We start from the raw sequence: 19959 nt of genomic DNA, 5'->3' as shown, positions 1-19959 counted from the left end.
GCCTGAGGGGCTGCTCCCGCCAGGCCCGCCCGGTACCTGCTCCCCTGTACTTGCGGTACCCGCTTCCGAGGAAGGACGCCGTATGCCCGCGTCAGCCGTTCCCGTCAATCTCGCTGAGAAGTTCGCCCAGTTCAGCGACTTGTGGTCGCAGAAGAAGGTGGCGGTGGTCAACGACTACGAGGTCAAGTTGGCCAAACTGAAGGGGGAGTTCGTCTGGCACACCCACGAGGACACCGATGAGTTGTTCCTCGTCGTCAGCGGGCGGCTCATCATCCAGCTCAGGGACGGCGATGTGACTCTGGAACCAGGGGAGTTGTTCGTCGTTCCCCGTGGAGTCGAACACTGCCCCGTGGCGGAGGAGGAGACCGCGATCCTGTTGCTCGAACCGGCGGGGACCATGAACACGGGTGACGCGGGCGGGCCGATGACCAAGGCGGCGGAGAACCTCGGCTGATCAGCCGGCGCGTCACTCCTCTTCGGCCTGGGACAGGGCTTCGGTGATGAGGCGGGTGGCGAAGTCCGGGTCGTCGGCGATGCGGTTGATGTGCTCCGCGAGGAGGAAGGCGGTGGCTTCGAGAGGATTCATCTCGGCCTTCGTCCACTGCCCGTACTGCTTCCGCCAGAGGTTGGGGCTCAGGCCGGTGCCCGCGGCGATGACCAGGCCGGCCATGGTGGGGATGGCCTCGGGCGGAATGCTCCGGGGCATCATGCGCAGCGTGGCCACGAGCGTGGGCACCACGTATTCGATGACGTCCTTCTCGTGCTCCTCGTGGGCCTTCCGCAGCCACGTCATGAACATGAAAATGAGCGTGCACGCGCCGTCCAGCACGTCATTGGCGCCCTTGGGGCCCAGTGACGCGGTGAACTGGTCCATCAACTCCTTCTCCTCGGGATCGGTCTCCGTCCTGCCGGAGTGAATGCTCTTGAGCCGGGAGTCGATCAGCAGGAGGGCTGCGCCCACATCACCGGCGGGAGCGTGCTCGGGGTCATAGGGCGATGACACGGGTGTCCTCCTCAGGTGGGCTGCGGTGGGCAGCGCGGCGTTGGTCCGCACAGTAGAGGGCCGACGCGGCGGGAGGAGGCGGCTCATCACCTTTTACGTCGACGGAGTGACGAGGACCCGAGGGGGGCGGGCGACCGCCGTCAGTCGCTCTCGGCCGGCCTTGAGTCGGCTTCCTGCCGCGCTTGCTCCTCCCTCGCGTCGTGGGCAGGCATGCGTGAGGACGCAGCCCCACCGCTCGAACCAGCCGCTGTCCGCGAGGGTCCGATGAAGCAGCCGGGCGATGGTGTCCACCGGCTCTTCCCCGCTGCGGTCGGCTGCGGCCCTGGCGAGTTCGGCTTCGTACTGGGCGGCATCGAACCAGAAGTCCGGGGGCACGGCGGTGACGTTGCTGGTGTTCTCCCAGGCGTCCCGGAATATCCGCATGATCGCCCATGCCGCGCAGCCGCATACTCAATTCCCGGTGGCTCTCGGGGCACTGTCCCTGGGGGCATTACCCCAACGCGCGGAGGCGGAGGGAACGTTGAGAGGATGAGCGGCAAGCTTTCTGCCCGAACGAGGAATTGACCTGTGAAACGTGTTTACGTCTCCGCCGCCGTGGCTGCCGTTGTGGTGGGCGGTGTCGCCTTTGCCGTCCTGGCGCCGGACCGGCCGGAGCGGACCGGCTACCGCGTGTCCGACAGGGGGGTGATGACTATTGATGCGAAGGACCGTCCCAAGGTTCCGGATATCAAGGGGAAGACGGTCGAGGGGAAGCCGTTTCGACTGTCGGACTACCGGGGCAAGACGGTCGTGGTCAACGCCTGGGCGTTCTGGTGCGGGCCGTGCCGTCTGGAGACGCCCATGCTCGTCGACTTCGAGAAGTCGATGAAGGACAAGGGGGTGGTCGTGGTCGGCATCAATCACGGAAGCGACATCGGCGCCTCGAAGGCATTCGTCCGGGATTTCGACGTCACCTACCCGAACCTGCACGACCCCCTGGGCAAATCCACCCTCGACATGCCCAAGGGCATCATCCAGTCCCGGGGGGTCCCCTACACCTTCGTCATCGACGCCCGGCAGAAGATCGCATCCTCCTCATCGGGTGCGATCAACCGCGAAATGCTCGACGAGATGACCGCCTGGGCCATGAAGCCCTCAAAGAAGCCCACCGGCCGGTGACGCGGCCGGGCTCTGCTCCCGGCGGGGCCCGGTGGTGGCGAGGTGGCCGGTGGTCCAGGCGATCAGAGCCCAGGCGGCGGGGAGCTGGAGGGTGAACATGGCCAGCAGCGCGACGGAGAACGCCCCGCCGATCGCCTCGCCCGCGTTGCTGCCGTCCGTCATGAGGACCGCGCCGTAGCAGGCCAGGAGCAGCAGCAGATAGAGGCTGCTGTCGACGATGGCGGCCTTCCAACGGGGCGCGGGGGGAAGGAACAAGCGGGCCGCCGTCAGGGCGATCAGGCAGGCGGCGGGGAAGATCAGGTCGCTGCGCTCGCCGTAGAGCAGCGGGTCCCAGGGGCCTTCCTCGAAGGAGGCCAGGGCCTTGTCGACGGCCAGGCCGATCAGCGATGAGCTGACGGTGACGTTCAGGGCGTAGAAGAGGGCACTGCCCAATGTGGCTTTGCCGAACGTGACTTTCATGATCTCCCCTCCAGAGGCGGTCTCCCGCAGCGGGAAACCGCCTCTGGATCATCCCACCGCCCCCGCAGTCGGCAGTGGGCGGGGTCGGCCCTTGGCGGAGATGCATCCGGAGCCGGTAGGCCGGCTGCCCCATGCACCGCGGGTCCAGCTCCGGCGACCAGGCCCGCGCATCCCCACCAGAGCACTGACACACCGTCAACGAGCCGGAAACCACAGCATTTCGGATCAATAATGAGGTGATCAGAGCGAGCTGGTCCGACACACTGGTTCGATGCAGCGCGATGATGAACAGCCGTTGCCCGGCGGCAACGTCAGTGATGGAGTCGTCCGCATCGGAGACACCGTCCGTCGTCCGGCCGGACCGTGGACTCCCTCCGTGCATGCCCTGCTCGCCCACCTGGACGAGGTGGGATTCGGCGCGGCGCCTCGCCCGCTCGGCATGGACGATCAAGGACGTGAGGTCCTGACCTTCATGCCGGGAGACGTGGTCTGGCCCCACCGGTTCTCGCTGATGGACCCCGCTCGGCAACTGGCTCGCGTCGCACGCCTCATCCGCGAATTCCACGATGCCGTGCAGGACTTCACGCCCCCGTCCGACGCGCGGTGGCAGACGCTGATCCCTCCCGAGGGCAGCGACATCATCGCCCACAACGACCTGGCCCCCTGGAACCTCGTGGTCGCGGACGAGACGCGGTGGGCCTTCATCGACTGGGACTCAGCAGGTCCCGGCTCTCGTCTGTGGGATGTCGCATACGCCGTTCACGGGTTCATCCCGCTGTCCGCACATCCGGACCGGCAGCGCCCGGACGCGGCGGAACGACTGCGAGTGTTCGCCGACGCGTACGGTCTCGATGAGTCCGAACGCCGTGGGTTGGTCCCTCTGTTGGGACGCCGTACGCGTTCCATGCACGACTTCCTGCGAGATCAGACAGCCCAAGGCGTTCAACCCTGGGCAAGGCTGTGGGCCGAAGGCCACGGTGACATCTGGCGAAATGACGCCGAATACATCGAGCGACGCGAAGACCAGTGGGTGCACGCCCTGCTCGCCGGGTGAGCCTGTCCTCCGTACAGCAGCGGATGGCAGGGACCATCCTCCGGACAACGTGGGGAATCACCCGCCCAGGGAGATGAGCAGAACCCCTGTTATCGTGCGCCGGTGTCAACGATCAAGCAGTTCCAAGTGACTTTCGACTGCGCGGAACCTGCGCGTCTCGCCGCCTTCTGGTGTGAGGTGCTGGGGTACGTCGTACCACCGGTCCCGGAGGGTTTCGCCACATGGGAGGAGTACCACCACTCGCTGCCGCCGGAGGAGCAGGCGAACTACTTCGCGTGCACTGATCCCTCGGGTGTGGGGCCGCGCCTGCTTTTCCAGGTAGTTCCCGAAGGCAAGGTCGTCAAGAACCGGGTGCATCTCTGTGTGCGGGCCGGCGCCGGGCTCGTGGGCGACGAGCGCCTGGCCACACTCGAGGCCGAATGCGCACGGCTGATGGCGCTCGGCGCGAAACACGTGCTGACGCAGCGCGCCGATGGCGTCAACGAGTCGTGCATCACGATGCAGGACATCGAGGGCAACGAGTTCTGCCTCGACTGAGGACTCTCCGAGACCGCGACGGGAGCCGTCTCCCGGGGACCTCGACGCTCATTTCGACACGGAGGCATGATGACTGACGGCGTGGCCAGGGACATCTCACTGCGACCCCTGACCGAGGACGACATCCCGGCGCTCTTCGAGATCCAGCTCGACGAGGCCGCTCAGCGGCTTGCGGCCTTCACCGATGCCAAGACCGCCCACGACGCCGAGGCATTCCGGCAGAAGTACCGGAAGATCCTGGCCGACGACGCGGTCGTCAACCGGGTCATCGAGATCGGCGGTGAGGTCGTCGGCAGCGTGGCCACCTTCCCGATCGAGGGCGACACGGAGCTGACCTACTGGATCCGCAAGGACTGGTGGGGCCGGGGCGTGGCCACCGCGGCCGTCGTGGCGCTGCTCGGCGAGGTGACGGAGCGGCCGATCCACGCCCGGGTCGTGGAGGACAATTCCGGCTCCGTCCGGGTGCTGGAGCGGGCCGGGTTCGTGCGTGTCGGCAGCGAGGACTCATTCGCTCCCGGACGCCGGGCCACCGTCACGGAGCTGATCTTCAAGCTGGAGTGAGTGAGTAAGGGGGTCGCTCTCTCCGTGACCCGCCCGCACGTCGGCGGCTACGCCGTCTCCCACGTCTCCGACGCCCACACCCCCGACCGCCGCAGCGCGTTCGAGCAGTGGCGGAAGATCTCGTCGATCTCGACGACCATCGCGAGCTTCGGGCGCTGGCCCTTCACCGCCATCGCGTCGAAGAACGGGGCGTCCGTGAGGATGCGGGCGCGGCCGTTGACGCGGAGGACGTCCATCGCGCCGGGTATCAGATAGAGCAGGCCCACGTGCGGGTTGGACAGGATGTTGTGGAAGCTGTCCGCGCGGCGGTTGCCGGGGCGGTCGGGCAGGGCGAGGGTTCCGGCGTCCAGTACGTGGGTGAAGCCGGGGCCGTCGCCGCGCGGGGTGACGTCGCAGTTGCCGGACGCGTCGGACGTGGAGACCGCGCAGAACGGGGAGCGGGCCAGGAGGTCCAGGTCGTCGTCGGTCAGCCGGTCGTGCACCTTGTCGATGACGATCGGGTGCGGGGTCCCCAGGATCTCGCGCAGCTCGTCCGCCGAGCCCAGGGGCACGGCCCCGGCCAGCGGGCCGGAGGCCGGGGGGCCGGAGGCGGGGGCGGCGGTGTCGGCGGCGTACGGCAAGGGGGGCTCCGTGCTTCGTGGGGTGCGTCAGCGCGGCGGCGGACCCGCACTGTTAGGGTGACCTTACTTTGGGCTCCCCCGTGTTCTCCGGCCGGGGTGGCCCGGGTGGGACCGGCCGTCCGGGTCGGCGCGCGAGGGCGCTTACACGTGCAAGGGTGAGGGACCAGAACAGTGCACCACCGCATTCCCGCCGACCCGGCCGCCCCGGCGGTCCGGCCGTGAGCGGCCCGGCTGTGAACGGCCCGGCTGTGAACGGCTCGACCGTCGCGCTCACGAAGGGGACGAAGGGACCGGCCCGCACGAAGGGTCAGAAGAAGGAAGCGCGGCCCTCGCGCAGCCGGCCCGTCCTCGCCCTCGGGCTCCTGGCCGCCCTCGCCGTACTCCTGCTCGCCGTGCTGGCGAGCCTCGCCGTCGGCTCCGGGAACGTGCCCTTCAGCGAGGTGCTGCCCGGCGTCCTCGACCCCGACCTCACCGTCAAGGGCCACCTCATCCTCCAAGAGGTCCGCATCCCCCGCACCGTCGCCGGGCTCCTCGCCGGTGCGGCCCTCGGGCTCGCGGGGACCGTCATGCAGGGCGTCGCCCGCAACCCGCTGGCCGACCCCCAGCTCCTCGGCATCAACGCCGGCGCGTCCGTCGCCGTCGTCTGCTCGATCACCCTGTTCGGCTTCACCGTCGCCACCCAGTTCATCTGGTTCGGCTTCCTCGGCGCGCTGCTCGCCGCCCTCCTGGTGTACGGGGTCGGCTCCCTCGGCCGCGAAGGCGCGACCCCCGTCAAGCTCGCCCTCGCGGGCACCGCGACCAGCGCCATCCTCACCTCGGTGACCAACGCGATCCTGCTCCAGGACCGGGGGAGCTACGACCAGTTCCGGTTCTGGCAGCTCGGGGCGCTGACCGCCCGCAGCTCCGAGGTGCTGTGGCAGGTGTCCCCCTTCATCCTCGTCGGGGCCGTACTCGCCCTGGCCCTCGGGCCGCAGCTCAACGCCCTCTCCCTCGGCGACGACCTCGCGCGCGGTCTCGGCCAGCGGGTCGGCGCGGCCCGGCTGGTCTCCGCCCTCGCCGTGGTGGTGCTCTGCGGCTCCGCCACCGTCGTCGCCGGGCCCATCGGCTTCGTCGGCCTCGCCGTACCGCACGCCGCCCGTCTCATCACCGGGCCCGACTACCGCTGGGTGCTCCCGTACAGCATGGTCCTCGCGCCGATCATGCTGCTCGTCGCGGACGTCGTCGGCCGGGTGATCGCCCGGCCGGGCGAGGTGCAGGTCGGCGTGATCACCGCCGCCATCGGCTGCATCCCCTTCATCTGGCTGGTCCGGCGCAGGAAGCTGGTGGAACTGTGAACGCGGCCCCGGTCGGCAAGGAAGCCACCGCGGACCCGCTCGCCGACGCCGTACGGCAGATCCACGCCGTACGAGGTCGGGGGCGCCGGCGTTCCGTGCTCGTGGGGGCGGGCCTGCTCGTCGCCGCGGTCGCCGTGTTCGGCCTCTCGCTCAGCGTCGGGGACATGGTCATGCCGATGGCGAAGGTCGTCGAGACCCTCCTCGGGGGCGGCGACGGCGGCTCGCGGTTCGTCATCCTGGAGCTGCGGCTGCCCCGCGCCCTCCTCGCGGTCCTCGTCGGCACCGCGTTCGGGCTCTCCGGAGGCGTCTTCCAGACCGTGCTGCGCAACCCCCTCGCCAGCCCGGACCTCATCGGCATCAGCGCCGGAGCCAGCGTCGTCGCCGTCGCCTCCGCCCTCCTCTTCCAGGTCAGCGGGCTCGCCCTCTCCGCGAGCGCCCTGGCCGGTTCGATGACCGCCGGAGCCGCCATCTACCTGCTCGCCTGGCGGCAGGGCATCGCCGGGCAGCGCCTGGTGCTCATCGGGATCGGCGTCGGCATGGGCCTGTCCAGCGTGGTCTGGTACGTGATGGCCCGCTCGGACGTCGCCGACGCGCAGGAAGCCTTCCTGTGGCTGGCCGGCAGCCTCAACGGCCGCTCCTGGGGCCAGGTCTGGCCGCTGCTCGGCGCGCTCTGCCTCCTCGTGCCCCTCACCGCCCTCGCCGCCCACGCGCTGCGCCCCCTCCAGCTCGGGGACGACGCCGCCGCCGGACTCGGTACGCGGGTGGAGCCCAGCCGGCTCGCCCTGCTCGGCTGCGCCACCGCACTGGCCGGGGTCGCCACGGCGGCGGCCGGACCGGTCGGGTTCGTGGCCTTCGTCGCCGCGCCGATCGCCCGCCGCCTGGTCCCGGGGCGGGGCGCGGCGCTCCCGCACGCGGCCCTGACCGGCGCGCTGCTGGTCCTCGTCGCGGACTTCGGGGCCCAGCACATGCTGCCCTCCGTCCAGTTGCCGGTGGGCGTGGTCACCAGCATCATCGGCGCGCCGTACCTGCTCCTGCTCCTGGCCCGCGCCAACCGCGTGGGCGGCGGGGGCTGAGATGACGGCGTACGAGAAGAACGAGACGCAGGACGACAACGAAAGGCGTGGCCCGGTCGTGGCTGAGCACACTCTGGAAGCCCGGGACGTCCGGCTCGGCTACGGCGACCGGGAGATCGTCGCCGGTCTGAGCGTGACCGTTCCGCCCGGCCGGATCACGGTCATCGTCGGCCCCAACGCCTGCGGGAAGTCCACCCTGCTGCGGGCCATGGCCCGGCTGCTCGCGCCCTCCGCCGGGGCGGTGCTCCTGGACGGCCGGTCCATCCAGGAGATGCCGACCAAGGAGGTCGCCTCCGTGCTCGGGATCCTGCCGCAGAGCCCCACGGCGCCCGAGGGCATCACCGTCTCCGACCTGGTCGGGCGCGGCCGCTACCCGCACCAGGGCTGGTTCCGCCGCTGGTCCGCCGAGGACGACGAGGCGGTCGCGCGGGCGCTGCTCTCCACCGACGTACTGGAACTGGCCGACCGGCCGGTGGACGAGCTCTCGGGCGGACAGCGCCAGCGGGTGTGGATCGCGATGGCCCTGGCGCAGCGTACGGACATCCTGCTGCTCGACGAGCCGACCACCTTCCTGGACGCCAGCCACCAGCTCGACGTCCTGGACCTGCTCACCGACCTCAACCGGGAACGCGGCGTCACCATGGTGGCCGTCCTGCACGACCTCAACCTGGCCTGCCGGTACGCGGACCACATGATCGCCATGAAGGAGGGGCGGATCCTGGCGGAGGGGCGGCCGGTCGACATCGTGACCGAGGAGCTGGTCGGCGAGGTCTTCGGGATGCGCTGCTCGGTGATCGAGGACCCGGCGTCGGCCACCCCGATGGTGGTGCCGCTGGGCCGCCACCATGTGAAGGGACCGGTGGCCTGACCCGGGCGGCAGCGCGGGGCCGGCGGCGGCCACGCGGATCCGGGCCGGGGCCCGGACGTGCCCCACGCGCCTCACGTGCCGCCCGATGGCACCGTTGTCATTAGGTGAGGCTAACCTCATGGGTATGAACGCTTCCGCTTCCCGCGCCCCGCGCGCCCGGCGCTCCCGCCGCACCCCCGCCCTGCTGGCCGCCGCCGTCGCCGCCCTGCTCGTCGGCGTGACCGCCTGCGGCTCGTCGGACGACTCCGACACCTCCTCGTCCCCCTCCGCCTCCGGCGGCGCGTCCGAGGGCGCCTTCCCCGCCAAGGTCGCGACGAAGTTCGGCGAGGTCACCGTCGACAAGCAGCCCAAGCGGATCGTGGCGCTCGGCTGGGGCGACGCCGAGACGGTCCTCGCGCTCGGCGGCCAGCCGGTCGGGGCGAGCGACTGGCTGCCGTTCGGCGGCGACGGCGTCGGCCCCTGGGCCAAGGGCATGTACGACAAGAGCCCGCAGCTCATCGGCACGCTGGAGCCGGAGTTCGAGAAGATCGCCTCCCTTCAGCCGGACCTCATCCTGGACACCAAGTCCAGTGGCGACCAGACGCGTTACGACACCCTGAAGAAGATCGCCCCGACCGTGGGCGTGCCGAAGGGCGGCGACCAGTACAAGATCTCGTGGGAGCAGCAGACCACGATGATCGCCGCCGCCATGGGCGTGCCCGACAAGGGCAAGGAGCTCATCGCGGAGACCGGGAAGAAGTTCGAGGCGGCCGCGAAGGCGCACCCCGAGTTCAAGGACGCCACGATCACGCTCGGCTCGCGCACGTCCGAGGGATACGGCGCGTACGTCGGCGGCACCGGCCGGGTCGACTTCGTCGAGCGCCTCGGCTTCACGAACAACCCGGCCATCGAGGCCAAGGCCGGCGAGGGCTTCTCCGTCCCCGTCTCCAAGGAGAACCTGGATCTCCTCGACGCCGACCTCGTCGTGATGACCCCGATCGGCATCCCCGCCAAGGACATCGGCGACGACCCGCTGTACAAGGCGGTCCCCGCGGTGAAGGCCGGGCACTCCCTGGTCTTCGACGACCAGGGCATCTCCCAGGCGTTCGCCACGGACTCCGTGCTCTCCGTCTCGTACGCCCTGGAGAAGGTCGTGCCGCTGTTCGCGGAGAAGGTCAAGAAGTAGGAGTTCCCGACCCGCAGGGCGGGGCGGCAGGAGAGGGCGGCACATCCGTGCCGCCCTTTTCGTATGCTCTGCGGCTGGTTTCGTAGGCGCCCGCGTCCGGCGGGCAGTTGACAGACACTCAGTAGCTAGAGTCCTATAGTGCTAGCAACCTAGATGAATAGAGGAGACGGTGATCGAGTTTCACCTCGATGCCCGGTCCGGCGTCTCGCCGTACCTGCAACTCGTCCACCAGGTGCGGCGGGCCATGCGGCTCGGCCTGCTTTTCGAGGGGGATCGGCTGCCCACGGTCAAGGAGGTCGCGGCCAAGGTGGCGATCAACCCCAACACCGTGCTCAAGGCATACCGCGAGCTGGAGTACGAGGGCCTGGTCACCAAGAAGCCCGGCGTCGGCACCTTCGTGTCCAGCACCCTCAGCGACGCGTCCCTGTCCGAGCACGAGCCCCTGCGGCAGGAGCTGCGCCACTGGCTGGACCGGGCCCGGAGCGCCGGTCTGGACGAGGAGAGCATCGAGGCGTTGTTCCTGAGCACCTTCCGCACGCACTCCGAACCCCCATCCACCGAAGAGGAGCGATGACCGCACCATGACCGTCATCCTGGAAGCCAGAGGTCTGGGCAAGCGGTACGGCCGCCGCCAGGCGCTCACGGACTGCACCATCAGCGTGCCGGCGGGTCGCGTCGTCGGCCTGGTCGGCCCCAACGGGGCCGGAAAGTCCACCCTGTTGCAACTGGCCTGCGGGCTGATCACCCCGACCTCCGGCACCATCGAGGTGCTCGGCGGACGCCCCGCGTCCGACCCGGCACAGCTGGCCCGCGTCGGCTTCGTCGCCCAGGACACGCCCACGTACGCCGGGCTCTCCGTCGCCGACCACCTGAAGCTCGGGGCCCGCCTCAACCCCGGCTGGGACGCCCGGCTGGCGCAGACGCGCATACGGGACCTCGGCCTGGACCCCGCCCAGCGGGTCGGCGGGCTCTCCGGCGGGCAGCGCGCCCAGGTCGCCCTGACCCTGGCCGTGTCGAAGCGCCCCGACCTGCTGATCCTGGACGAGCCGGTCGCCGCCCTGGACCCGCTGGCCCGGCGCGAGTTCCTCCAGGGGCTGATGGAGTACGTCGCCGAGCACGGCACCTCCGTCATCCTCTCCTCGCACCTGGTCTCCGACCTGGAACGGGTCTGCGACCACCTCGTGTCCCTGGTCGCCTCCCGGGTCCAGGTCGCCGGGGACGTCGACGACCTGCTCGGCAGCCACTTCCGCCTCACCACCGCGCGCCGTGAGGCGGAGAGCCTGCCGGCAGGGATGCGGGTGCTCCAGGCCACGCACACCGAACGGCAGAGCACCTTCATCGTGCGGGCCGAAACCCCCGTCCACGATCCCGGCTGGATTCTGGAACCCCTCGACCTGGAGGACCTGGTGCTCACGTACATGGCCGAGGGCAGGGCCCCCGCCCCGGCCTCCGCCGCCCACCGGTCCGCACAGGAGGCGCAGCGATGATCTGGCTCACCTGGCGTCAGTACCGCGTCCAGGCGATCGTGGCCCTCGCCGCGCTCGTCGCGGTCGCCGCGGCGCTCCTGATCACCGGAACGCAGATCCGGGACACGTACGACAGCACCGTCGCCGGCTGCGGGGCCGACTGCGGTTCGGCGAGGAACGCGTTCGTCACCCAGTACGACGTCCTGTCCTACTTCGTCACCGGCCTCCTGATCGCCGCCCCCGGCCTCATGGGCATCTTCTGGGGAGCCCCCTTGATCGCCCGGGAGCTGGAGACCGGCACCCACCGGCTGATCTGGAACCAGAGCATCAGCCGCACGCGCTGGCTCGTCGTGAAACTCGCCGCGGTCGGACTGGCCGCGGTGGCCGTCACGGGGCTGCTCAGCGCCATGGTGACCTGGTGGGCGTCGCCGCTCGACCAGGTCAACAGCGACCGCTTCACGCCTCTGCTCTTCGACGGCCGGGGCGTCGTCCCGCTCGCGTACGCGGCCTTCGCCTTCACGGCCGGGGCCGCCGCCGGACTGCTGATCCGCAGGACGGTCCCCGCGATGGCCGCCACGCTCGCGCTGTTCATCGCGGTCCAGGTCCTCGTGCCGTACGTGCTCCGCCCGCACTACATGACCCCGGAGCGCACGGACGTCGCCCTCAGCTCGCTCGCCGCCCCCTCCTCGGCCTCGGACGCCGGGGGAGTGTGGGGCGCCCGGCAGATCATGCTCACGGGCGACGGTGACACCGCGCAGTTGAAGGTGGGCCTGGCGAGGGCCGGCGCATGGGTGACCTCCGGTGACGTCCCGGTCCGCGACGCGGCGGGCCAGGAGGTCCGGGGCGCGGAGGGCTGTGCCCTGCGCGAGGTCGAACCCATGGGCTGCTTCGCCGAGTCGGACCTCCATGTGGAGGTGGCCTACCAGCCGGCCGATCGCTACTGGGCCTTCCAGTGGATCGAGACCGGTGTCTTCCTGGCCCTGTCCGGCCTGCTCGCCGGCTTCTGCGCCTGGTGGTTGCGCCGCCGCCTGAGGTGACGGGGCGCGCCGCCTGAGGTGAACGGAGCGCGCCGCCTGAGGCGACGGGCGCCGCGAGCGCGGAGCGCACGGCATGAGGATGCGGCCGAAGCCAACGCAACTGGCTTCGGCCGCATCCCCGACTCTACGGCTGTCCCGTGCGGCCCGCGCTCACGCCTGCGGGGCCGGCGGGCCCGGAGCGGGATCCGCTCACGCCTGCGGGGCGGCGGCCTTGATCGCGGAGATGTCGAAGTTCAGCTTGACCTTGTCGCTGACCATGACCCCGCCCGTCTCCAGCGCCGCGTTCCAGGTCAGGCCCCAGTCGGAGCGCAGGATGTCGGCGCTGCCCTCGAAGCCGACGCGCTCGTTGCCGTAGACGTCGGTGGCGGAGCCGTTGAACTCCAGGTCGATGGAGAGCGGGCGCGTGACGTCCTTGATGGTCAGGTCGCCGGTGATCCGGTACGCGTCGCCGCCCAGCTGCTCGGCACGCGTCGAGCGGAACGTCATCAGGGGGAACCTCTCCGCGTCGAAGAAGTCGCCGCTGACCAGGTGGCCGTCGCGGTCCGCGATGCCGGTGTCGATGCCGGCGATCTTGACGTCGATGGAGGCGGAGGAGTTCGCCGGGTCGGCGCCGTCCAGGGTGAGGGTGCCCTCGTGCTCGCCGAAGGAGCCGCGCACGTTGGTGACCATCGCGTGCCGGACCGTGAAGCCGATGCTGCTGTGGGCCGGGTCGATGGTGTAGACGCCGGTCAGGGCGGCCAGCGCCGGGTCCACCGCGGGGGCCTCGATGACGGCGGTCGGGGTGGCGGCGGTCGACTTGCGGTTGAACAGAGCCATGGCTCCTCCTCGGGGACGTGTTCGAGCGGTGCGGCACAGAAGGACGGCAGACGCGTCGAACGAGTTGTTCAATCTTCAACGAGATTGACTGTAGCTCTGTCTTGTTCAACTTTCAACATATTGGGTCCGAGGAGGGGCGGGGGCGGGGGCGGGCCGCCCCGGGGTGGAGGGGGCCCGCCCCGTCACATCAGGCGGTGGGACCGTCGTGCCATCAGGCGGGTCGGGCGGGCCAGCCGCGTCGTGCGGTCGTGCGGTCGTGCGGTCCTGCGGTCAGGCGATCGGGTCGACTGTCGGCCCTTCCCGCTCCAGCAGGTCGCGGGCGAACTGCTCCCACTGCGCGTACCGGTCGGGATGCGCGGACCGCTGCACCGCCTGGCACGCCGCGCCCGGGTCCATCGACTCCCAGCCGTCGATCTGGAGCAGCCCCGGGTTGCTCGTCGGCGAGGGCAGCCCGTAGAAGGACTTCGACGAGGTCGGGACGTGGGTGATCTGCTTCGCCGTGCCCCACCCCATGCTCGGGCGCTGCTGGAAGATGCCGAGCGAGTCGTGGTCGACCGGCTTCGTGTAGTTGACGAACTTCGACTCCTGCATGGCCGTCATCAGGGCGATCACCTGCCCCTGCTCGGAGATGTCCGCCCCCTTCCCGACGCCGATGACGGTCCGCGCGTGGGCGAGCTGTTCCGGGCCGAGGTCGGACGGGTCGGCGAAATGCGCCCGCAGTTCGCTGTCCGGGGCGACCTTGAGGAGGTGGGCGGTCGCGGTGTCCACGAGGCCGGTGGGGGTGAGCCCGTACTGCTGCTGGAAGGCGCGCAGGCCGTCAGCGCCGGGAGCGTCGGCCGTATCGGCGGACCCGGACCCGGCTCCGGAGTCGGATCCGGGCGGGGTGGGTGAGGCGTGGGCCGCTCCGGGGAGGGTGAGCAGCAGGCCGGCGGCCGCCGTCGCCACGAGCAGGCGGTGGGGGACGCGGGGAATTCTGTACGTGCGCATAAGGCACGGTTCCGATGGTCCGGAGGGTAAGTCAAGAATGCTGGACGGAAGGGTGATTGGCGGCGGCCCTGGTATTTTGTTCGAGCGTTCACCCTTACCGGGTGCGGTCGTCAGTCGACTCAGGCGAAGAAGATCGACAGCCAGATCGGCGTCAGCAGGGCGACACCCGCGACGAGGACGAGCCACCGGTGGGAAAGGGGAGTGTAGGTACGCTCCTTCAGCATCCGCGCCCTTCTCGTCTGCTTCCTTCCCTTCCCCTTCTTCGACCTCACCGTCCTGGTGGTCCGCCTCTGCTCCGACCTGGCCCTCAGCGCGTCGACACCGGACATCAGAGCGAACGCGGGACCTGTCGAGAGGACGAGCGTGACCACAAGGTCGAACGAGACGCCGAAGAGGTAGTCCAACAGCATTCCGGCCATGATCCCGAAGCCGGTCATAAGGGCCCAGCACTCGGCCGAGTGGCGGAACATGTCGAAAGCCTCTTCGGGATCGCTCTCACCCCGCTGGGCCTGCCGAATCCACGCGGTCGTGTCCACGTCGAATATCGGCGATCTCCGTCCCCGCTCGAAAATCCTGAGAACGGACCGATGCAGGATCTGGTAGAGCGCGGCCGGCGCTGCCTCCACCGCTGCCAGGCATCGGTCGGCCCTGCTCCTGGTGTCCTGATCGGGCATGGCCTGCACTCTCGACGCGGCGGGCTCCGGCGGCTGGCGCGCGGACGGAAGCGCCCGCCCCGCCGCGTACGAGAAGGTACGGGAAAGGGGGCGCTCCATTGTCCGTCATCGCTCTCAGGGCCGGCGGGCCGCCCTGGGCAAGCCCGCAGATCCCTCAGGACCCCACGCTCACCGTGAAGCGGCGCGGGTTCCCGTCGTGTGCCGCGCCCGAGACGTCCGGCTCGCCGTCCGGGCGGACGTCGTCGTACGGGAACGCGTAACCGATCGGGCTGTTGGCGTGGACCACCCGGGACCAGTGGTTGGTCACCGGCGTCCGGTAGTAGTCCGACACCGTCGTGCCGTTGGGCTGGCTCGGGTGGCTCAGCATGATCGAGCGGTTGAAGCCCGCCGCCAGCCGGGCCAGGATCGCCTTCTTGTCGTCGGAGTCGCCCGGGTTGTTGGTGAACGGCCCGTGGTTGCAGGTGAAGACGTCCTTGGACTCCGGCTTGGTGAACGTATGGCCGCCCTCGAAGGTGAGGGCGTCCCCGCTGACCCGGCCGGCCAGCGTGCCCCGGCCGCCCTGGAGGTCGATGCGCAGGTCCTCGGAGCGGTACTTCGCCCAGACCTCGTCGATCTGGGCGGCGAACAGGTCCCGGAACGGCATCTCGGCGGGCCGGTCGAAGTACGGGGCCATGATGTTCTGCGGTGAGACGACGCGCAGCACCTTGCCGTCGTCGCCCCGGGTGATCAGCTTGTCCCACGGCTGCCCGTCGGCGGCGGCCTGCGCGGTGAGGTCGTCCGCGATCCGCTGCACCGCGCCGTCCGGGAGCGGGGCCACCGTGTGCGTCCCGTCGCCCTCCAGCGTCAGGCCGATCGGGAGGGCGGTGACCAGGTCGACGTAACTGATGTTGGAGTACAGCTGCTGCGTGTTGAAGGTGAACTCGCAGAACGACCAGGTGCGCCCGTAGTTCGGGTCCGTGGGCGTCGCGAAGGCGGGCTCCACCAGGGAGGGGCCCGGGTTGAGGTAGAAGTCCAGCTTGTCGTCGCGGACGAAGTAGACCCGCGCCCCGTACATCTGCGGCAGGGTCAGCACGACCGGGCCCGCGCCCGCGCCCTTCAGCGGGATCGCGCAGTCCACCGGGAGCGGGGTCTGCGGGGCGCCGGGGGAGTCGGGGCGGTAGACCTCGCCGTTCGGCCGGAGCAGCACCCAGCGGTCGGTGCCCAGCTCGTGGCCGGTGACGTACGCGTACACCGTGCCGGGCAACGACTTGTTCTCCAGGGCCAGTTCACAGGTGGCGGGGGCGGCGGAGGCGCGCGGGCTGAGGGCGGCGCCCCAGGCGGGGTACGTCAGGGCGGTGGCTGTGGCGGCGGCGCCGGTCAGGAACATTCTGCGCGAAATCACGAGGGAACTCCCGAAGGTGTGGGGGCCGCAGACGGGTCGGTGGGGGTGGCGTGGGGAGAGACCGGACAGTGGGGGTGTCTGCGGGTGCGCACCACTCTCGCCAGAGGCGCAGGGGTCGTCAATAGGTGTGACTGAGAGCGCTCTCAAAAATGCGGAGTCTTCACAACTCGACGCCCGGAAGCGGTACTTGCCGGAACCGGTCGGGTGCGAACCGTGACCGTACGGAGACGGCTTCGGCCAAGAGGTGAACGAGCGGCGGGCCATCGCCCCGTACGCGCCACTTGGACTGACGGACCGGGGTTGTTGGACGGAGACGGCCCCCGGCCGGGACATTCGTTGACGGTGTCCCGACAGGGCGACTACTCAGGGGCCATGTCGCCAAGATTCCCCTCCACCGGCCCGGTCGCCGTCGCCTCAGTCGCCGTCCTGGCGCTCCTGGGGACCGCCGCCCTCCCCGCCGCAGCCGCCGCCGATCCGTCCCCCGCGCCGGCCGGGGCCGCGAAACCGGATGCGGCGTCCGCCGTCATCGGCTCCCCCCACCTCGCCGTCGCCGTGGCCGACGACTTCCCGCGCGTCCTCTCGTACACCGACCGGGCGAGCGGCAAGCGGCTCCTCGGCAGTACGCGGCCGGTCACCGCCGTCACCCTCAACGGCAGCGCCCGCACGGTGAAACTCAAGGCCGCACCGAAGACCAACGGCTCCTCCGCCCGCTACACCCTCGCCTTCCCTGACCTCCCCGGCGTCGAGATCGACGCCTCGCTCACCGTCTCCGGGCGCGCCACCACCTTCAAGGTGACCGCCGTCCGCGACACCGCGGCGTTCCGGGTCGGGACCATCGACATCCCCGGGCACGACCTGATCTCGGTCGGCTCCACCGAGCCCGGCGCGGCCACCGCGTTCACGACCCTCGACCCGGACTCCACCCGCACCGCCGACGTCTTCGCGAAGGTCACCGGGGACACCGCACCGGACCCCGCACCCCTCGGCGCTTCCTACGCCCTCCTCAACACCGATTCGCTCGCCGCCGCCGTCGAGTCCAACTCCTCCTACGACAAGCCCTCCGGCCCCACCGGCGGCGACGACGCCCGCTTCTGGCGACAGGCCCGCACCGAGGCGGACGGGAGCGTCCGGGTCGGCGTCGGCTCGGGCCAGTGGACCTACCGGGGCGCGGGCGCGCCCGAGCCCGAGAGCGGGGACGACCTGCCCTGGGCCAAGATCGTCGTCACCCCGGACGCCAACGGCGACCGGGTCGTCGACTGGCAGGACGGGGCCATCGCCTTCCGCTCCATCGGCGTCACCGCGCCGGGCAGCGAGGAGACGGCGGACCGGGTCGTCACCCACATCCCGTTCAACTTCGCCAGCCAGGCCACCCACCCCTTCCTGCGCACCCTGGACGACGTCAAGCGGATCTCGCGGGCCACGGACGGCCTCGGCCAGCTCGCCGTCCTCAAGGGGTACGGCTCCGAGGGCCACGACTCCGCCCACCCGGACTACGGCGGCAACTACAACAAGCGCGCCGGCGGCCTCAAGGACCTCAACACCCTGCTGAGGAACGGCAAGAAGTGGGGCGCTTCCTTCGGCGTCCACGTCAACGCCACCGAGTCCTACCCGGAGGCCAACGCCTTCAGCGAGCAGCTCGTCGACAAGACCAGGCCGGGCTGGAACTGGCTCAACCAGAGCTACTACATCGACCAGCGCCGCGACCTCAACAGCGGCGACCTGGCGAAGCGCTTCCAGCAACTGCGCGACGAGACCGACGAGAACCTCAGCTTCCTCTACATCGACGTCTACTACACCCACGGCTGGATCGCCGACAAGACCATCCAGTCCGTGCAGAAGCAGGGCTGGACGGTGGGCACGGAGTGGGCCGACAAGTTCGAGCGCGCCTCCCTCTGGTCGCACTGGGCCAACGACCTGAACTACGGCGGGGCCACGAACAAGGGCCTCAACTCGCAGATCATCCGGTTCATCCGCAACAGCGAGAAGGACGTCTGGAACAAGCACCCGGTCCTCGGCCAGAGCGTCCTGGAGGACTTCGAGGGCTGGACCGGGGAGACCGACTGGAACGCCTTCACCGCCAACATCTGGCAGAACAACCTCCCCGCCAAGTACCTCCAGCAGCAGCGGATCACCCGCTGGGACGGCGACGACATCACCTTCACCGGCGGTGTGCGCGGCACGGTCGAGAACGGCGAGCGCACCTTCTACGACCAGGGCCGCAAGGTGCTCAGCGGCACCGACTACCTGCTTCCGTGGGACGGCGGCAAGAAGCTCTACCACTACAGCCGGACCGGCGGCACGAGCACCTGGGAGGTGCCGGGCAAGGGCCCGTACACGGTCTACGAGCTGAGCGACAACGGACGGGAGGAGGTCGCCACCGTCCGTCCCGCCGCCAACGGGAAGATCACGCTGACCGCCACCGCCGGCCGGCCCTACGTCCTCCACCCCGACCGCGCACCGAAGGAAGCCCCCGTCGCCTGGGGCCAGGGCACGCCCCTCAAGGACCCCGGCTTCAACGACCGCGCCCTGAACGACTGGACGAAGACCGGCGCCGTCGCCCGCGACACCGACGAGCAGGGCCGCAACAGCGCCGCCCTCACCGGCTCCGCCACGGCCGCGCTCGCCCAGCCCGTCACCGGACTCAGGCCCGGCAAGCGCTACACCGCGTCCGCACTCATCGAGGTCGAGCCCGGCAGGACCCGCCGTACGGTGCTGAGCGCGGGCGGCGGCTCGGTGACCGTCGAACGCTCCACGGCGAAGGACTTCGTGGCCGCCTCCGACTGGCACGGCGCCTACTTCCAGCGCGCCAAGGTCACCTTCACCGCCCCCGCGAACGGCCGCACCACCCTGCGCGTCGAGGCGGCGGCGGGCTCCCCCGCAAGGGTCCGCGCCGATGACGTGCGGATCGTCGAGAACGACCCCGCGACCCGGCCGGGCACCGTGGCGTACGAGGACTTCGAGGCGGTCGACCAGGGCTGGGGACCCTTCCTCAAGGGCGACGCGGGCGGCTCCACCGACCCCCGCACCAGCGTCTCCCAGCTGAACGCCCCGTACACCCGGTCCGGCTGGAACGGGAAGCTGATCGACGACGTGCTCGGCGGCAAGGAGTCCCTGAAGTCCCACGAGGAGAACACCGGGCTCGTCTACCGCACCGCCCCCTGGACCGTCCCGATGAAGGACGGCCACCGCTACCGGGTCGAGTTCGACTACCAGTCCAGCCACGCCGGGGCCTACACCTGGGTCGAGGGCTACGACCGGATCACCGGCGGCAAGGCGTCCTCCACCGAGACCCGCGCCACCCCCATCGGGCAGCAGCGCACCACCGTCCGCTTCAGCCAGACCCTCACCGCCGGCTGCGGCGACGCCTGGACCGGGCTGCGGAAGCGGGCCGGGGCGCCCGAGGGCGCGGACTTCGTGCTCGACGCCTTCACCGTGACCGACCTCGGGCCCGCCCCCGCCGGGCAGGAAGCCGTCTGCGGGACGCTCGCCGCCGACGCCGGGCCCCGGCAGCCGGGCGCGGCGAACACCGTCAGGGCGACCTCCGGCGACGACCGCGACGACTGGGGCAACGCCCGCTTCCACCGCGGAGGTTGAACAGCGGTCGAACAGCGGTCGAGGCGCGGTGAAGCAGCGGGCGACGGTGCTGCGCCATACTGAGGGGGCCTTCGGGCCCCCTCGGTGCCGCACGGCCCGCGCCCCTGCGGCATGTGGCCCACAGCACACCACGCCTCTGTAGGGTTCTCACAACGCACGGGGCCGTTTCGCT

General features: G+C 70.4%; 19 protein-coding genes and 2 pseudogenes. 13 read left to right on the top strand and 8 right to left on the bottom strand.

Going from position 1 to position 19959, the window contains the following annotated elements:
• Positions 1-82: 82 nt before the first annotated feature.
• Positions 83-454 carry a cupin domain-containing protein gene (locus tag ACLJPL_RS11690; RefSeq protein ID WP_411080695.1) on the top strand — a complete coding sequence of 124 codons (372 nt, stop codon included), beginning with the start codon at positions 83-85 and terminating at the stop codon, positions 452-454.
• A gap of 12 nt (positions 455-466) precedes the next feature.
• Here the strand turns inward: ACLJPL_RS11690 and ACLJPL_RS11685 are convergent, their stop codons facing one another.
• Complete coding sequence (locus ACLJPL_RS11685) at positions 467-1003, bottom strand: hypothetical protein (protein ID WP_411080694.1); 537 nt, start codon at positions 1001-1003, stop codon at positions 467-469.
• A 192-nt stretch (positions 1004-1195) separates the two neighbouring features.
• Positions 1196-1423 (bottom strand): annotated as a pseudogene (locus ACLJPL_RS11680) (hypothetical protein); the annotation flags it as partial.
• A gap of 147 nt (positions 1424-1570) precedes the next feature.
• Between ACLJPL_RS11680 and ACLJPL_RS11675 the strand changes: the two are divergent.
• A complete protein-coding gene (locus ACLJPL_RS11675; RefSeq protein WP_411080693.1) occupies positions 1571-2161 on the top strand; it encodes a TlpA family protein disulfide reductase in 591 nt (196 codons plus the stop codon).
• Here the strand turns inward: ACLJPL_RS11675 and ACLJPL_RS11670 are convergent.
• Entirely contained in the window at positions 2138-2620 is a 483-nt protein-coding gene (locus tag ACLJPL_RS11670) for a hypothetical protein (protein WP_411080692.1), read from the bottom strand. The two genes, ACLJPL_RS11675 and ACLJPL_RS11670, sit on opposite strands and share 24 nt — an antisense overlap.
• Positions 2621-2891: 271 nt before the next feature.
• Between ACLJPL_RS11670 and ACLJPL_RS11665 the strand changes: the two genes are divergently transcribed.
• From ACLJPL_RS11665 to ACLJPL_RS11655, 3 genes are all read left to right on the top strand, one after another.
• Entirely contained in the window at positions 2892-3674 is a 783-nt protein-coding gene (locus ACLJPL_RS11665) for a phosphotransferase enzyme family protein (RefSeq protein ID WP_411080691.1), read from the top strand.
• 102 nt (positions 3675-3776) lie between these two features.
• Positions 3777-4211 carry a VOC family protein gene (locus tag ACLJPL_RS11660; RefSeq protein WP_411080690.1) on the top strand — a complete coding sequence of 145 codons (435 nt, stop codon included), beginning with the start codon at positions 3777-3779 and terminating at the stop codon, positions 4209-4211.
• 69 nt (positions 4212-4280) lie between these two features.
• Positions 4281-4772 (top strand): GNAT family N-acetyltransferase, encoded by a 492-nt coding sequence (locus ACLJPL_RS11655; protein ID WP_411080689.1) that lies wholly within the window; start codon positions 4281-4283, stop codon positions 4770-4772.
• 47 nt (positions 4773-4819) lie between these two features.
• Here ACLJPL_RS11655 and ACLJPL_RS11650 read toward each other — a convergent pair whose 3' ends face one another.
• Positions 4820-5392, bottom strand: coding sequence for an MSMEG_1061 family FMN-dependent PPOX-type flavoprotein (locus ACLJPL_RS11650; RefSeq protein ID WP_411080688.1), 573 nt, complete (start codon positions 5390-5392; stop codon positions 4820-4822).
• A 248-nt stretch (positions 5393-5640) separates the two neighbouring features.
• Here ACLJPL_RS11650 and ACLJPL_RS11645 point away from each other — a divergent pair, with 248 nt between their 5' ends.
• The 7 genes from ACLJPL_RS11645 (at position 5641) to ACLJPL_RS11615 (ending at position 12335) form a co-directional block, all read left to right on the top strand.
• A complete protein-coding gene (locus tag ACLJPL_RS11645; RefSeq protein WP_411080687.1) occupies positions 5641-6726 on the top strand; it encodes a FecCD family ABC transporter permease in 1086 nt (361 codons plus the stop codon).
• Positions 6723-7799 (top strand): FecCD family ABC transporter permease, encoded by a 1077-nt coding sequence (locus ACLJPL_RS11640; RefSeq protein WP_411080686.1) that lies wholly within the window; start codon positions 6723-6725, stop codon positions 7797-7799. The genes ACLJPL_RS11645 and ACLJPL_RS11640 overlap by 4 nt, the downstream gene beginning before the upstream one ends.
• A 1-nt stretch (position 7800) precedes the next feature.
• The gene (locus tag ACLJPL_RS11635; RefSeq protein WP_411080685.1) at positions 7801-8667 is read left to right on the top strand and encodes an ABC transporter ATP-binding protein; all 867 of its coding nucleotides are present in this window, start codon (positions 7801-7803) and stop codon (positions 8665-8667) included.
• A 124-nt stretch (positions 8668-8791) separates the two neighbouring features.
• Positions 8792-9832 (top strand): iron-siderophore ABC transporter substrate-binding protein, encoded by a 1041-nt coding sequence (locus ACLJPL_RS11630; protein ID WP_411080684.1) that lies wholly within the window; start codon positions 8792-8794, stop codon positions 9830-9832.
• A 169-nt stretch (positions 9833-10001) separates the two neighbouring features.
• Positions 10002-10406 carry a GntR family transcriptional regulator gene (locus ACLJPL_RS11625; RefSeq protein ID WP_411080683.1) on the top strand — a complete coding sequence of 135 codons (405 nt, stop codon included), beginning with the start codon at positions 10002-10004 and terminating at the stop codon, positions 10404-10406.
• Between the two features lie 7 nt (positions 10407-10413).
• Positions 10414-11319, top strand: coding sequence for an ABC transporter ATP-binding protein (locus tag ACLJPL_RS11620; protein ID WP_411080682.1), 906 nt, complete (start codon positions 10414-10416; stop codon positions 11317-11319).
• Positions 11316-12335: an ABC transporter permease subunit gene (locus ACLJPL_RS11615; RefSeq protein ID WP_411080681.1), complete on the top strand. Its 1020-nt coding sequence runs from the start codon at positions 11316-11318 to the stop codon at positions 12333-12335. The genes ACLJPL_RS11620 and ACLJPL_RS11615 overlap by 4 nt, the downstream gene beginning before the upstream one ends.
• A gap of 189 nt (positions 12336-12524) precedes the next feature.
• Here ACLJPL_RS11615 and ACLJPL_RS11610 read toward each other — a convergent pair whose 3' ends face one another.
• The 4 genes from ACLJPL_RS11610 to ACLJPL_RS11595 all read right to left on the bottom strand — a co-directional run bounded on the left by ACLJPL_RS11610 (position 12525) and on the right by ACLJPL_RS11595 (position 16178).
• The gene (locus ACLJPL_RS11610; protein ID WP_411080680.1) at positions 12525-13151 is read right to left on the bottom strand and encodes a YceI family protein; all 627 of its coding nucleotides are present in this window, start codon (positions 13149-13151) and stop codon (positions 12525-12527) included.
• A 270-nt stretch (positions 13152-13421) separates the two neighbouring features.
• On the bottom strand, positions 13422-14138 hold the full coding sequence (locus tag ACLJPL_RS11605; RefSeq protein ID WP_411080679.1) for a peptidoglycan-binding domain-containing protein: 717 nt from the start codon (positions 14136-14138) through the stop codon (positions 13422-13424).
• Between the two features lie 119 nt (positions 14139-14257).
• Positions 14258-14812 carry a hypothetical protein gene (locus tag ACLJPL_RS11600; protein ID WP_411080678.1) on the bottom strand — a complete coding sequence of 185 codons (555 nt, stop codon included), beginning with the start codon at positions 14810-14812 and terminating at the stop codon, positions 14258-14260.
• A gap of 154 nt (positions 14813-14966) precedes the next feature.
• A complete protein-coding gene (locus tag ACLJPL_RS11595; RefSeq protein WP_411080978.1) occupies positions 14967-16178 on the bottom strand; it encodes a glycoside hydrolase family 64 protein in 1212 nt (403 codons plus the stop codon).
• Positions 16179-16565: 387 nt separating this feature from the next.
• On the opposite strand from ACLJPL_RS11595, the pseudogene ACLJPL_RS11590 reads away from it, so the two are divergent.
• Positions 16566-19745: pseudogene (locus ACLJPL_RS11590) on the top strand (endo-alpha-N-acetylgalactosaminidase family protein); the annotation flags it as partial.
• Positions 19746-19959 lie beyond the last annotated feature (214 nt).

This window comes from Streptomyces sp. cmx-18-6 (genome assembly GCF_046548915.1).
Classification (GTDB): Bacteria; Actinomycetota; Actinomycetes; order Streptomycetales; family Streptomycetaceae; genus Streptomyces.
The sequence above is the reverse complement of the archived record's forward strand: the minus strand, read 5'-3'. Positions and strand labels throughout refer to the sequence as shown.

What these genes read in the sequence shown, in the direction of transcription:
- ACLJPL_RS11690 (WP_411080695.1), top strand. Translation starts at nt 83, where the DNA reads ATGCCCGCGTCAGCCGTTCCCGTCAATCTCGCTGAGAAGTTCGCCCAG.
- ACLJPL_RS11670 (WP_411080692.1), bottom strand. Translation starts at nt 2,620, where the DNA reads ATGAAAGTCACGTTCGGCAAAGCCACATTGGGCAGTGCCCTCTTCTAC.
- ACLJPL_RS11665 (WP_411080691.1), top strand. Translation starts at nt 2,892, where the DNA reads ATGCAGCGCGATGATGAACAGCCGTTGCCCGGCGGCAACGTCAGTGAT.
- ACLJPL_RS11655 (WP_411080689.1), top strand. Translation starts at nt 4,281, where the DNA reads ATGACTGACGGCGTGGCCAGGGACATCTCACTGCGACCCCTGACCGAG.
- ACLJPL_RS11635 (WP_411080685.1), top strand. Translation starts at nt 7,801, where the DNA reads ATGACGGCGTACGAGAAGAACGAGACGCAGGACGACAACGAAAGGCGT.
- ACLJPL_RS11630 (WP_411080684.1), top strand. Translation starts at nt 8,792, where the DNA reads ATGAACGCTTCCGCTTCCCGCGCCCCGCGCGCCCGGCGCTCCCGCCGC.
- ACLJPL_RS11620 (WP_411080682.1), top strand. Translation starts at nt 10,414, where the DNA reads ATGACCGTCATCCTGGAAGCCAGAGGTCTGGGCAAGCGGTACGGCCGC.
- ACLJPL_RS11615 (WP_411080681.1), top strand. Translation starts at nt 11,316, where the DNA reads ATGATCTGGCTCACCTGGCGTCAGTACCGCGTCCAGGCGATCGTGGCC.
- ACLJPL_RS11610 (WP_411080680.1), bottom strand. Translation starts at nt 13,151, where the DNA reads ATGGCTCTGTTCAACCGCAAGTCGACCGCCGCCACCCCGACCGCCGTC.
- ACLJPL_RS11605 (WP_411080679.1), bottom strand. Translation starts at nt 14,138, where the DNA reads ATGCGCACGTACAGAATTCCCCGCGTCCCCCACCGCCTGCTCGTGGCG.
- ACLJPL_RS11600 (WP_411080678.1), bottom strand. Translation starts at nt 14,812, where the DNA reads ATGCCCGATCAGGACACCAGGAGCAGGGCCGACCGATGCCTGGCAGCG.
- ACLJPL_RS11595 (WP_411080978.1), bottom strand. Translation starts at nt 16,178, where the DNA reads ATGTTCCTGACCGGCGCCGCCGCCACAGCCACCGCCCTGACGTACCCC.